The organism is Kitasatospora sp. NPDC048722, assembly GCF_040650235.1.
GTDB lineage: Bacteria > Actinomycetota > Actinomycetes > Streptomycetales > Streptomycetaceae > Kitasatospora.
In genome coordinates, this window is record NZ_JBEZGX010000050.1 from 16,036 (window position 1) to 27,958 (window position 11,923).

Below are 11,923 nucleotides of genomic sequence, written 5' to 3' on the forward strand. Positions count from 1 at the left end.
CGTCCGCCGCGCACCAGGCAGTATGGCGGTGGGCGGCGGAACGGGCCGCCGCGGGCCACGGAGACGATCGGAACGAGATGAGTGCGGCGGAAACCGGCTCCCTGCGGGTGCTGGTGGTGGAGGACGACCCGGTGATCGCGGATTCCCTCGTACGGGGCCTGCGGCAGGCCGGCTACCGCGCGGAGAGCGTCGACACGGGCCGCGCGGCCCTGACGGCCCCCACCCCCGACGTCTTCCTGCTCGACCTCGGCCTGCCTGACCTGGACGGCGTCGAGGTGTGCCGGCGGATCCGGCAGCGATCGGACGCGGCGGTCATCGCGGTCACGGCGCGCGGCGAGGAGGCGGACCGCGTCCTCGCCCTGGACGAGGGCGCCGACGACTACCTGGTGAAGCCCTTCGGCCTCGCCGAGCTGCTGGCCCGACTGCGCGCCGTGCTGCGCCGCACCCGACCGTCCGAGCAGGAGCCCGTCCGCCACGGGCCGCTCGCCGTCGACCGGCGCACCCGCCGGGTGACGGTGCACGGGCAGGAGGTCGCCCTGACGCCCAAGGAGTTCGACATCCTCGCGTGCCTGGCCACCGACCCGGGCCGGGTGGTGACCCGCCAGGAGATCCTGGAGAGCGCCTGGGACGCCCACTGGTACGGCCCGACCAAGGTCGTCGACGTCCACGTGGCCGCGCTGCGCCGCAAGCTCGCCGTGCCGGGCCTGATCGAGACCGCGTACGGGCGGGGCTTCCGTCTCGGTGAGGTCGCGGAGACGCCGTGACCCGCCGGATCGTACTCGCGCTGCTGGTGCTCTCCGTCGTGCTGGTGGCCGCGGCGGCGGTACCGCTCGGCCTGTCCATCACCGAACGCGAACGCCTCGCCTTCCGGGACGAGACGCAGGCCGCCGCCCGGGTGATCGCCGCCTCGGCGGAGGAGCACCTGTCGGACCACGAGTCGGCGGCCGGGATGGTCACGGACCTCGCCGAGGCGGCGAAGGCCGGGGACTGCGCGGCCGTCCTCGACGCGCACGGGCAGCCGATCGGCGCGACCCCGTGCCCGGTGCAGGCCGGTCCGGCCGCGCAGCTGGCGGGCCTGGCGCTGAAGGGGCAGGAGCCCGCGCCGCGCGAGGCGCACGGGCGGCTGCTCGCCGCCGAGCCCGTCGGCTCCTTCCGGCAGCCGACCGGCGCCGTCGTCCTCTCCCGCTCCACCGACCCGCTGGACGACCGGATCACCGTCGCCTGGGCCTGGATCGGCCTGGTCGCCGCCGCCGGCGTCGCAGCCTCCGCCCTCCTGTCGGTGCGCCTCGCCCGGTGGGTCGGACGCCCGCTGACCACCCTCGACACCGCCGCCCGGCACCTCGGCGAGGGCCGGCTGGGCGAGCGTGCCGACGTCACCGGCGGCCCGCCGGAGGTCCGCCGCCTCGCCGCCACGTTCAACACCATGGCCGCCCGGACGGAGGCGCTGATCCACGGCCACCAGGCCGTCGTCGCCGACGTCTCGCACCAGTTGCGCACCCCGCTCGCCGCCCTGCGGCTGCGGCTCGACCTCCTGGCCACCGCCGGTCCGGACAGCGCGCCGGAGCTGCTGGTCTCCGCCCAGGACGAGGTGGGCCGGCTCTCGCGGCTCGTCGACGGACTGCTCGCGGTCGCGCGCGCGGAACAGACCGTGCCGAAGCCGGTGGCGGTGCGGGTCGACGAGGTCGCGGCGGACCGGGTGGCGGCCTGGGAGCCGGTCGCGCAGGAGAAGGGGATCCGGCTGACGTTCCGGGGCGCGGGTGGCGGGCCGGTCGTGTCGCTGGGGCCCGACCACCTGGAGCAGGTCCTGGACAACCTGCTGGCCAACGCCCTCGACGCCATCCCCGAGGGCGGCACGGTCACCGTCGACCGCACCCGGGGTCCGGACGGCGTCCGGCTGCGGGTCGTCGACGACGGCCCCGGCATGACCCCCGAGGCGCGGGACCAGGCCTTCCGCCGCTTCGGCAACGCCAAGGCCCGCGGCACCGGGCTGGGCCTCGCCATCGTCCACCGGCTGATCACCGCCAACGGCGGGGGCATCCGGCTGGAGGACACGGCGGGCGGCGGGCTCACCGTCGTCCTCGACCTCCCGCTTCGGCGGGACGCCGACCGGACGTCATCGTGATCTTCGCCGGAGGTGATCTTTACCGGTCCTGAACGGGTTGTGAGGAGGTCCCACGCACCTGCGGACGGATCGTGGTTCGCCTGACCAGCCCATCGGACCAGCCCGCCGAACCAGCCCGCCGGACCACGAGGAGCGCCCGCATGGCCGAACGTCGCGCCCACCCCGCACCCGACCCGGCGATCCGGCGCCGCGACCACGGGATCCGCCGGGTCTCGACGGCGACCCGCTGGACGGTCGTGGCCGCCGCCACCGGCTCCACCGCGCTGGGCCTGGCCTACGCCGCCCTCGCGCCCGGCACCTCCGCTGCGCCTCCGCCGGCGCAGGGGGCGGCACCGGCCCCCGCGTCCCCCTCCGCCGAGGCGCCGTCGTCCCCCGCGCCCGTTCCCGATGCGCCGTCCCCTTCGGACACCCCGGCGGACGCCCCGGTGCCGAGCGCCACCACGCCCCGCGCCGACGTCACGTCCGGACCACCGGCGCCTGCACCGGCACCCGTGTCCACGCCGACGCCCGCGCCGAAGCCGAAGCACACCGCCCCCGCCGCCCCCGCGCTCACCCCGCCGGCGCAGCCCCCGGCCGCCACCCCGAAGCCGCCGCAGACCACGACCGGCGCCTCGTGACCCGCCGCCACGCCACCCACGGCGGTACGACGAGCTTCCCCGCCCTGGGCACCACCGCGACCGTGCTCACCGTCGACCACCGCGCGCTGCCCGAGGCCGAGCGGATCCTGCGGCACGAGCTCGCCGCCGTCGACCGCGCCTGCAGCCGCTTCCGCCCGGACTCCGAGCTCAGCCGCGTCAACGCCGCCGCCGGACGGCCGGTGGCGGTCGGCGAACTCTTCGCCCTCGCCCTCCAGGCCGCGCTCCGCGCCGCCGAGCTCACGGACGGGGCCGTGGACCCCACCGTCGGCCGGGCCGTGATCGGGCTCGGGTACGACCGCACGTTCGCCGTCCTGCGGCCCCAGGACGCCGTGCCGCTGCCGGTGGCCCGGCCCGCGAGCGGCCGGCGGAGGATCGCGTGGGACCCGCGGGCCCGGCGCGTCCTCGTGCCGCGCGGCACCTCGCTCGACCTCGGCGCGACGGCCAAGGCCCTCGCCGCCGACCTGGCCGCCGAACGGATCGCGGCCGCCACCGGCAGCGGCGTGCTCGTCAACCTCGGCGGCGACCTCGCCACCGCCGGCCCGGCACCCGCCGGTGGCTGGGCCGTCGGCCTCGCCGACGACCAGGCCGCCACGGCACCCGGTCCGGTGGTGGCCATCGCCTCCGGCGCACTCGCCACCTCGGGCACCACCGTCCGCGCGTGGCGACGCGGCGGGCGGACCGTCCACCACGTCGTCGACCCGGCCACCGGCCACCCCGCCGCCCCGCACTGGCACACCGTCACCGTGGCCGCCGCCACCTGTGTGGACGCCAACACCGCGAGCACGGCGGCGATCGTCCTCGGCCCGGCCGCCCCCGACTGGCTCGCCGCCACCGGCCTCCCGGCCCGCCTGGTCCACCACGACGGCGCCGTCTCCCGCATCGGCGCGTGGCCCGACGAGCCCACGGGAGCCTGCGGGAGCCCGGCGACGAGCACCCGGCCGGACTGCCTCGTCGGACCGCCCGACCAGCACGCCGGAGCCCGCCGATGAACCCCGTCACCACGCTCGCCTCCAACCCCCTCTGGTACGCGGCCCGCGCGGGCGGCACCGTCGCGCTCGTCCTGCTCACCGCGACCGCCGCCCTCGGCGTCGCCGTCGGCGGGCGGGCCGTGCCCCGGCGGCTCGGGCGGTTCGAGGTGGGTCTGCTCCACCGCAACGTCGCCGTCCTCGCCGTCGTCTTCCTCGCCCTGCACATCGTCACCGCGATCGTCGACCCGTACGTCCACCTCGGCTGGGCCGCCGCCGTCCTGCCGTTCGGCAGCGGTTACCGGCCGCTGTGGCTCGGGCTCGGCGCCGTCGCGTTCGACCTGCTGCTCGCCGTCCTGGTCACCAGCGCCCTGCGCCTGCGCATCGGACGGGCCCGGTGGAAGGTGGTGCACTGGCTCGCGTACGCGGCCTGGCCGGTCGCGCTGTTCCACGCCGCGGGCACCGGCTCGGACACCCGCCTGCCACTGCAACTCGGGCTGTACACCGCGTGCCTGGTGGCCGTCGTGACCGCCGTGTGGTGGCGGCTGTACCGGGCCGGGCCCGGCCGGCTCCTCGTCCGCGCCGGCGGGGCGCTCGCCGCCGTGGCCGTACCCGCGCTGGCCGCCGTGTTCCTCACCACCGGTCCGCTGCAGCCCGGTTGGGCCCACCGCGCCGCCGTGTTCTCCCTGTCCGCCCTCGGAGGAGCCCGGTGACCACGTCCCCGCTCGACACGGTCCCGAGGCTGCTCGGTGCCACCGGCGAACCACTGGACCTGGCCGCGCACCTGGCCCACCACGGCCCCGCGCCCCGGGCGGGCGCAGCGCTGATCCCCGCGGTCGAGGAGGCCGGGCTGACCGGCCGCGGCGGCGCCGGCTTCCCCACCGGCCGCAAGCTGCGGGCCGTCGCTGCGCAGCGCCGCCGCTGGCGCGGCCGGGCGGTGGTCGTCGCCAACAGGATGGAGAGCGAGCCGCTCAGCAGCAAGGACAGCACCCTCCTGGACGTCTCCCCGCACCTCGTCCTGGACGGTGCCGTGCTCGCGGCCGGCGCCGTCGGAGCCGACCGGGTCCACCTGTGCGTGCCCCGCACCCGCCCCGAGCAACTCCGCGCCCTGGCCGCCGCCGTCGACGAGCGGCGGGCCGCCGGGCTCGACCCCGTTCCCGTCCGGGTGGAGGCCGCCCCGCACGGCTACGTGACCAGCGCGTCCAGCGCCCTCGTGCAGTGGCTCGACGGCGGCCCGGCCCGTCCGACGACCGCACCGCCGCACACCCACGAGAAGGGCGTGCGCGGGCGGCCCACGCTCGTCCAGAACGTCGAGACGCTCGCCCACCTCGCCCTGATCGCCCGGCACGGACCCGAGTGGTTCCGCCGGGCCGGCACCGCCGCCTCCCCCGGCACCGTCCTGGTCACGGTGACCGGGGCCGTCCGCCGCCCGGCCGTCCTCGAAACCGACCCGGGTACACCCCTCGGCACGCTGCTCCGCCAGGCGGGCGGTGCCGAACGGCCGCTCCAGGCGGTCCTCGTGGGCGGCTTCGCCGGGACGTGGCTGCCGCTGCCGCACGCCCTCCGCCGGCCGTTCGACCGCGAGGGCCTCGCCCCGCACGCCGCACCCGGCGCCGGCGTCATCGCCGCCCTCCCGCAGGACGCCTGCCCGCTCGCCGAGACCGCGCGCATCCTCGCCTACCTGGCCGCCAACGGGGCCCGGCAATGCGGACCGTGCCGCTTCGGCCTGCCCGCCGTCGCGCAGGACGTCACCGCGCTCGCCGACGGCCGCGCGACGCCCGAGCTCCTGGACCGGCTCCGCCACCGGGTCGGCCTGCTGCCCGGCCGCGGCGCGTGCGGGCACCCGGACGGCGCCGCCCGGCTCGCCGCCAGTGCCCTCGCCGTCTTCCGCGCCGACGTCGACCACCACCTGAGCCACGGCTCCTGCCACCGCACCGCGGCCCTGGCCGTTCCGCCCGCGACCCCGACGGAGGACTGGAGATGACCAGCCCCGACCGCCAGGCACTCCGCATCGACCGGATCGCCTGCACCGGCCACGGCCAGTGCGCCGAGCTCCTCCCCGAGCTGATCGCCCTCGACGAGTGGGGCTACCCCGTCCAGCTCGACGCCGCCGTCCCGCGCCGCCTGCGCGCCCACGTCCGTCGTGCCGTGCGCGCGTGCCCGCGCCTGGCGCTGAGCACCTCCCGGGGCTGAGGCCGGCTCAACCCCCGTCCGGCGGGATCGCACGGTCGCCTACTCCTGGTCTGCGGCCTCCGGGAGCAGCGCCAGCAAGCTGCGCCGCGCCACGTCCACGTGCTCCGCGGCGAGCCGGTCGAGCACGTCCTCCGCGCCGCCGGCCCGGAGCAGCCGGGCGATTTCGCGGTGCTCGTCGACGACCAGTGCGCGGTACTGGCCGCGGGCCAGGGTCACCCGTTGCAGCTGGAACAGGAACACCTGCGACCGCACCGCCTGCCAGGCCTCGGTGAGGCGGCGGTTGCCGGCGGCCTCGTAGATCCGGTCGTGGAAGGCCATGTCGAGGGCGAGCAGGCGCGGCACGCCGGCTCCGGCGGCGAGTTCGGCGGCCATCTCGTCGACGAGCCGGTCGAGCGCGTCGAGCTGCTGCGGCGTCGCGCGCCGCATCGCGGTGACGGCGGCCAGGCGGTCGAGGGCGGCGCGGACCCGGTAGACCTCCTCCACGTCGACGGCCGTGGCCTCGACGACGGTGGTCGGGCGGTGCCAGCCCGTGCGGATCAGCCCCTCGCGCTGGAGCTGCGCGAGGCCTTCGCGGACGGCGCCGCGGCTCACGCCCAGCGAATCGGCGAGTTCGACCTCCCGCAGCGGGGCGCCGGGCGGGAAGCGCCCTTCGAAGATCGCGTCGCGCACCGCGTCCGCGCACTCGTCGGCGAGCCCGCGCCGGGCCGCCTTCCGCAGGAGTTCATCCGTCATGTTCGAATGTTGACATCCGGACATGCCACGGATCAAGGTGGGGTCATGACCCGTCCTGCGTTTCATCTCGCCGTCCCGGTCGACGACCTGGCCCGGGCCCGCGCGTTCTACGGCGGTGTGCTCGGCCTCCCGGAGGGCCGCTCCACCGGCCACTGGGTCGACTGGGACTTCCACGGCCACCAGCTGGTGACGCACCTCGCGGCCGGTCCCCGCCCGGACGCCCCCGGGCACGGCACCGTGGACGGCCACGCCGTCCCCGTGCCGCACTTCGGGCTGGTGCTGGGCGCCGAGGCGTTCCACGCGCTCGCCCGTCGGCTGACGGAGGCCGGCACCGCGTTCGTCATCGAGCCGACGCTGCGCTTCGCCGGGCAGCCGGCCGAGCAGTGGACGATGTTCCTGCACGACCCGGCCGGGAACGCCCTGGAGTTCAAGGCGTTCCGCGACGAGTCTCGGATGTTCGCCCGATGAGCCCGATGAACCCCGCGGGCCCGGCGAGGGGCGTGCTGGTCACCGGTGCCTCCCGGGGCATCGGCCGGGCCGTCGCCCACGCCTTCGCCGCCCGGGGCGACCGCGTCGCCGTCCACTACGGCTCGGACGCCGCCCAGGCCGAGGCCACTCTGGCGGCCCTGCCCGGTGAGGGGCACATCGTGGTCGGCGGCGACCTCGCCGACCCGGACGCGGCCGAGCGGATCGCCGCGACCGCGGAGAACGCGCTCGGCGGGGTGGACGTCCTGGTCAACAACGCCGCCGTCGCCACCTCGGCGGCCAACGCCCACCCGGTGGCGGAGGTGTCGTACGAGGACTGGCAGCGGGTCTGGCGCCGGATGGTCGACGTCAACCTGCTGGGCGCGGCCAATCTCGGCTACTGCGTCGCCCGCCACCTGATCGCCCGGGGCGCGCCCGGCCGGATCGTCCACGTGGGCTCGCGCGGCGCCTTCCGCGGCGAGCCGGACCACCCCGCGTACGGCGCGAGCAAGGCCGCCCTGCACGCCCTCGGCCAGTCCCTCGCGGTCGCCCTGGCCCCGCACGGCATCGCGGTCACGTCGGTCGCCCCCGGGTTCACCGCCACCGACCGCGTCGCCGACCGCCTGACCGGGCCGTCCGGCCGGGCCCTGCGCGAGCAGAGCCCGTTCGGCCGGGTCGGCACCCCGGAGGAGGTCGCCGCCGCCGTCCTCTACCTCGCCTCCCCGGAGGCCACGTGGGCCTCCGGCACGGTCCTCGACCTCAACGGCGCTTCGCACCTCCGGCTCTGAGCCGGGCCGAGGCAGGATCGCTACAACTCCGGCAGCCGTTCGCCGGGCACGGGGGACCTGCCCTCCTCCAGCCAGTGGAGGTAGATCCGCAGGTCCCCCGCGAGGCCCCCGTCGATGTACGACGCGTACTCCCGGACGGCGGCCGCAACGCCCTGCTGCGCCCAGTCGACCTCGTCCCAGTCCTGGTCGGCCAGGTACCGCGTGATCCGGCCGCGGTCACGCCACCACTCGCGAACCGCGTCCGGCGTCCAGTGCGCGTCCCCGTCACAGCCGTACCCGAGGAACGGATCGCACTCGGCCGCCTCGGCCAGCCGCACCGCCTCCGCCGCCGTCCGGGGCTGGCGGTAGACGTACTCGGCGAGGTACGTGCCCCCGTAGAGGACGTGTTCGGGCGCGGAGACGCGTCCCGTCCAGCAGTTGTCGGTCCCGCCGCCGTAGAAGGGCCCGGGGACGTTGAGCCAGAGCCGGTCCTCCCAGCGGCCCCGGAACGCCTCGCGGTCCTTGCCGAGGGCCGCCGTGGGATCGAAGTACAGGGTCACGGCGCGAGCATAGGGCCGCCCTCCCGGCCTGCTCGCGGGGAGGTCGACCCGGCGGACCTCGCGGCCGTCCGCCGCAGTGCCGAGGCGACCTGCCGTCGGGTCAGGTCGTCGGGGTCCCTGCCGTCGGGAGGGCGGCGAACAGCCCGGTGAGCGGGGCGGGCACGCGCTCCGGCGCGAGGGCCTCGGCGAGGACGTGCCCGTAGTGGATCTTGCGCCCCTTCTTCGTGCCGAAGAACCGCCGCAACTGCTGCTGTGCGGTGCGGCTGCGCTGCGCGGGCTGGCGCAGGAACACCTCCAGCGTGCGCGAGTCGCCCTGCTCCCGCACGACCTCGCGCACCGCGTCCACACCCAGCGCGCGGATCAGCTCGTCCTCCAGATCCGCCGCGCACACGAAGACGTCCTGCGGATCGGCACCGGCCCGCGCCCAGCCGCGGTCGTAGTATCCGCGCTCCTGCTCGTCGCACAACCCCGTCAGCCGGAGCCCCAGCCCGGTCGGCCCGAGCAGCCCGGCGAACCGCCCGACGCTCATCGCCCCGCCCATCGCCAGGAGGCAGACCCCCTCCCCCGCGAGATCCCGCCCCCGGCCGGCCGCCAGCGCGTCGACGGCGGCGACATCGCTCGGCCCTTCGAGCAGCACGACCGTCCGGACGGACAACCGCCCGGCCAGCTCACGAGCCCGTTCCGCCCCGGGCCCACCGGCCGCCCACCCGATGACCGCGTCACGGAACGCCGTCATGCCGGCCGCCGCGTCCCCTGCCGAACTCCCGTGGCCCGCTGTGCTCATGGCCGCATCCAAGCAGACGAAACAGCGGACGACCCCGGATTTTCGCCCGACGGGGCACCGGCGGATCGGACGGGGTCTTCCCTTTGCCCGGCCGACGCCGCACTGTGGGTGACGCGGATCCGTCGGACGGGGTGGGTCATTTGGACGGTCAGCGTGACACGCGGAACGAGATCAGCGGGAGCACCGTTCACGGCGACGTCTTCATGGGCGGCACCGTGTCGGTGCCGCTGGGCCCGAGACGGCGGCGGCTGCGCGGACGGCTGCTGGTGGCCGTGGTGTGCGTGCTGCTCCTGGCGGGGGCGGGGACGACGTACTGGGTGCTGCACGCGCCGGGCGGAGGCGGCGGGCCGGAGTTGAGCGCCCGTTACGACCCCGAACACGACGACGGCAGCACGACCGCGGTGGTCCCGAGGGCCGTCAGGCCGACCGACCTTCCGCCCGTCACGGGCTGCGGTGCCGCCCGGGCCTGGTCGCACGCGCAGGGCGGTACGGACGTCGGAGCGTCACCGCTCTCGATCTCGCTGGTCGGCAACGGCCACACCGTGGCGATCGAGCAGGTGCGAGCGACCGTCGTCGGCGCGCCCCGCGACCCGCTGCCCGGCACGATCGTGAACTGTTCCGGGCAGGGCGAGGGCAAGAAGATCGACATGGGGGTCGACCTGGACTCCCCCAACCCGGTCGCACTGATCGCGGCGGCCGGACCGGTGTCGTTCGCCCCGTACTTCACCGACAAGTACCTCTACCTGGAACAGGGGAAGCCCGAGATCGTCAGCCTCGCCGTGCTCGCGGCCCTGCACAGCTACGACTACGTCGTCACGGTCGAGGGCTCGGTCGACGGCAAGCACCGCACCTGGACGCTGAAGGACGGCGACCGCCCGTTCCACGTCTCCGGGGTGCGGCAGGAACGCGGCACCGTGGTGACGACCCTCGGGAGGGGCTGGGAGACCGACTACGGCAAGGGGTTCGGCGAGCGCGTCCGGTGCAACCCCTGTGAGGATCAGGACTACCAGCCGATCCCGGGCACGGCGGTCGCCGTCGCCCCGACCGGCTACAGCTTCGTCTCACGTCCGGGGGCCGATTCGACGAAGCCGGAACCCCCGTCCACGGAGCGGCCGGCCGCGCAGACGCCGCCGCTGACGGTCGACCCGCGCGACGCGGAGTCCGTCGCCATCGCCTGGGCGGTCACCTCGGGCACCTTCGACGCGTCCCGCGGCGACACCGGGCCGACGGCCGTCCTGGGCCGGGTCCGCAGCTACCTGACGCGCGAACTGGCCGACGCTGGTGGCGGGTTGAACGCCTGCTCACTGGAGGGCGTGGTGTGGCCGGACGAGGTGACCGCACACCGTGGCTGGTCGGTGGTCATGCGGGCGACCGCCTCGCCCACGGAGGGCCACACCCGGGCGAGCGACCTCACCGGCGATGTCGTCGAGCTGGAGGTCCCGATCACCTGTGCCTTCGCCGCGGAGGACGGCTGGTCCAGGATGCCCATGGGGATCACCGCGGACGTGCGGCTCCAGCGCCAGCCCGACGGCACGTACCTGATCTCCGCCCTCGACAAGGAGCAGTCCAGCGTCCCGGCGCTCGTCGCCCCGACGCTCCAGCCCTGAAAGGGACGTGGCGCGACGGCGCTCAGGCGCGTCTGAAGAACTCCACCTCCGCCAGGGCGATGGGACGGCCGGGGGCGGTTCCGGCGGCCTCCTGGACGGTGAGCCTCACCTGGGTGACGTCGCTGATCCCGGTCGCCACGGTCTGCGGGCCGGGCTGGTCGTTGAGCGTGACCTGCCGGCGGTGCACGGTGCCGTCCGACGAGGTGACGTCCAGGGCCAGGACGAGGGGGCGGGCCTGCTCCTGGAAGTGCTGCGGGTCCGCGGTGCCGCCGGTGTGGACGATCAGGTCGACGAGCCGGTACGGGGTGCGGAAGTCGAAGGTGATGGAGTCCCCGATCGCGGGTGCTCCCCAGTAGGTGTTGGTGAGGCCGTCGTCGGCGGCCGCCGCCGGGTGGCCCTCGACCACGGCGCTCGCCGTGGTGCGGGAGGGGGCGATCGGGGCGGTGCTGCCGAGCTTGTCCCGCACGTCCTCGAAGGCCCGCCGGCCGGCCGGGTACAGCAGGATCGCCGCGGTCACGAGCGCGGCCAGGGCGAGCAGCGCGATGGTACGGCGCAGCGCGTTGCCCGATCCGCCGATCCGCGCCCGTCGGCGGAACGGCCAGCGGGTGCGCCACCAGGGCAGCTTCGGTGCGGCCGCGATCGGGGTCAGCGGTGCGGCGCAGCGGCGGCAGAAGCGCCGGTCGGGCAGGTTGGGCGTGCCGCAGCGGGGGCAGGGCGGGCCGTCGGAGGGCTCGTCGGCCGCGGAGGGGCGGACGACGGGGCGGGCCGGGAGGGGTTTGGCGGGCTCGACGGCGACCGGGTCGGCTTGCGGGGCAGGGATAGGGGCAGGGGCAGCGAGGGCGGGATCCGGCGTCGGCGTGCGCTCCGGTTCGACGGTCGGCGGCGGTTCGGGGGCGGGGACCGGTTCGGGGACCGGTAGCGGCGGCGCCTCCGCCTGCGGGGCGGGCGGCTGCTCCTTCCTCGCACGCGTCACCCTTCGCGACACCGCTCGCCAGGTGGACTCGGTGCGGGCGGTCTCGGGCTCGGCAGGCGCGGGACCGGGCCCAGGCGTGGTCTCGGGCGCGGGCCCAGGCGTGGTCCCGGGCGCGCG

Annotated in this window: 14 protein-coding genes; 10 read left to right on the forward strand and 4 right to left on the reverse strand. The window is 76.4% G+C overall.

Annotated features, from left to right (window positions below; all coding sequences use genetic code 11):
* Positions 1 to 77: 77 nt before the first annotated feature.
* The 7 genes from AB0C76_RS30485 to AB0C76_RS30515 all read left to right on the forward strand — a co-directional run bounded on the left by AB0C76_RS30485 (position 78) and on the right by AB0C76_RS30515 (position 5,918).
* Complete coding sequence (locus tag AB0C76_RS30485; RefSeq protein ID WP_359971755.1) at positions 78 to 764, forward strand: response regulator transcription factor; 687 nt, start codon at positions 78 to 80, stop codon at positions 762 to 764.
* Positions 761 to 2,122, forward strand: coding sequence for a HAMP domain-containing sensor histidine kinase (locus AB0C76_RS30490; RefSeq protein WP_359971757.1), 1,362 nt, complete (start codon positions 761 to 763; stop codon positions 2,120 to 2,122). Before AB0C76_RS30485 ends, AB0C76_RS30490 begins: the two co-directional genes overlap by 4 nt.
* Positions 2,123 to 2,262: 140 nt before the next feature.
* Positions 2,263 to 2,739 carry a hypothetical protein gene (locus AB0C76_RS30495; protein WP_359971759.1) on the forward strand — a complete coding sequence of 159 codons (477 nt, stop codon included), beginning with the start codon at positions 2,263 to 2,265 and terminating at the stop codon, positions 2,737 to 2,739.
* Entirely contained in the window at positions 2,736 to 3,749 is a 1,014-nt protein-coding gene (locus tag AB0C76_RS30500; RefSeq protein WP_359971760.1) for an FAD:protein FMN transferase, read from the forward strand. The genes AB0C76_RS30495 and AB0C76_RS30500 overlap by 4 nt, the downstream gene beginning before the upstream one ends.
* Complete coding sequence (locus tag AB0C76_RS30505; RefSeq protein ID WP_359971762.1) at positions 3,746 to 4,438, forward strand: ferric reductase-like transmembrane domain-containing protein; 693 nt, start codon at positions 3,746 to 3,748, stop codon at positions 4,436 to 4,438. Before AB0C76_RS30500 ends, AB0C76_RS30505 begins: the two co-directional genes overlap by 4 nt.
* A complete protein-coding gene (locus AB0C76_RS30510) occupies positions 4,435 to 5,709 on the forward strand; it encodes an NADH-ubiquinone oxidoreductase-F iron-sulfur binding region domain-containing protein (protein ID WP_359971764.1) in 1,275 nt (424 codons plus the stop codon). Before AB0C76_RS30505 ends, AB0C76_RS30510 begins: the two co-directional genes overlap by 4 nt.
* A complete protein-coding gene (locus AB0C76_RS30515) occupies positions 5,706 to 5,918 on the forward strand; it encodes a ferredoxin (protein ID WP_359971766.1) in 213 nt (70 codons plus the stop codon). The genes AB0C76_RS30510 and AB0C76_RS30515 overlap by 4 nt, the downstream gene beginning before the upstream one ends.
* A 39-nt stretch (positions 5,919 to 5,957) precedes the next feature.
* On the opposite strand, the gene AB0C76_RS30520 is transcribed toward AB0C76_RS30515, so the two are convergent.
* Positions 5,958 to 6,650 (reverse strand): GntR family transcriptional regulator, encoded by a 693-nt coding sequence (locus AB0C76_RS30520; protein ID WP_359971768.1) that lies wholly within the window; start codon positions 6,648 to 6,650, stop codon positions 5,958 to 5,960.
* A gap of 45 nt (positions 6,651 to 6,695) precedes the next feature.
* On the opposite strand from AB0C76_RS30520, the gene AB0C76_RS30525 reads away from it, so the two are divergent.
* Together AB0C76_RS30525 and AB0C76_RS30530 are read left to right on the forward strand one after the other, a co-directional pair.
* Entirely contained in the window at positions 6,696 to 7,118 is a 423-nt protein-coding gene (locus AB0C76_RS30525; protein ID WP_359971770.1) for a VOC family protein, read from the forward strand.
* Positions 7,115 to 7,903, forward strand: coding sequence for an SDR family oxidoreductase (locus tag AB0C76_RS30530; RefSeq protein ID WP_359971772.1), 789 nt, complete (start codon positions 7,115 to 7,117; stop codon positions 7,901 to 7,903). Before AB0C76_RS30525 ends, AB0C76_RS30530 begins: the two co-directional genes overlap by 4 nt.
* 20 nt (positions 7,904 to 7,923) lie before the next feature.
* Here AB0C76_RS30530 and AB0C76_RS30535 read toward each other — a convergent pair whose 3' ends face one another.
* Both AB0C76_RS30535 and AB0C76_RS30540 read right to left on the reverse strand, forming a co-directional pair.
* Positions 7,924 to 8,442, reverse strand: a complete 519-nt coding sequence (locus tag AB0C76_RS30535) for a ferredoxin (protein WP_359971774.1) — start codon at positions 8,440 to 8,442, stop codon at positions 7,924 to 7,926.
* Positions 8,443 to 8,542: 100 nt separating this feature from the next.
* Positions 8,543 to 9,226 carry a TOPRIM nucleotidyl transferase/hydrolase domain-containing protein gene (locus AB0C76_RS30540; RefSeq protein WP_359971776.1) on the reverse strand — a complete coding sequence of 228 codons (684 nt, stop codon included), beginning with the start codon at positions 9,224 to 9,226 and terminating at the stop codon, positions 8,543 to 8,545.
* A gap of 140 nt (positions 9,227 to 9,366) precedes the next feature.
* Between AB0C76_RS30540 and AB0C76_RS30545 the strand changes: the two genes are divergently transcribed.
* A complete protein-coding gene (locus AB0C76_RS30545) occupies positions 9,367 to 10,833 on the forward strand; it encodes a hypothetical protein (RefSeq protein ID WP_359971778.1) in 1,467 nt (488 codons plus the stop codon).
* A gap of 22 nt (positions 10,834 to 10,855) precedes the next feature.
* On the opposite strand, the gene AB0C76_RS30550 is transcribed toward AB0C76_RS30545, so the two are convergent.
* Complete coding sequence (locus AB0C76_RS30550; protein WP_359971780.1) at positions 10,856 to 11,806, reverse strand: zinc-ribbon domain-containing protein; 951 nt, start codon at positions 11,804 to 11,806, stop codon at positions 10,856 to 10,858.
* Between the last annotated feature and the right edge of the window lie 117 nt (positions 11,807 to 11,923).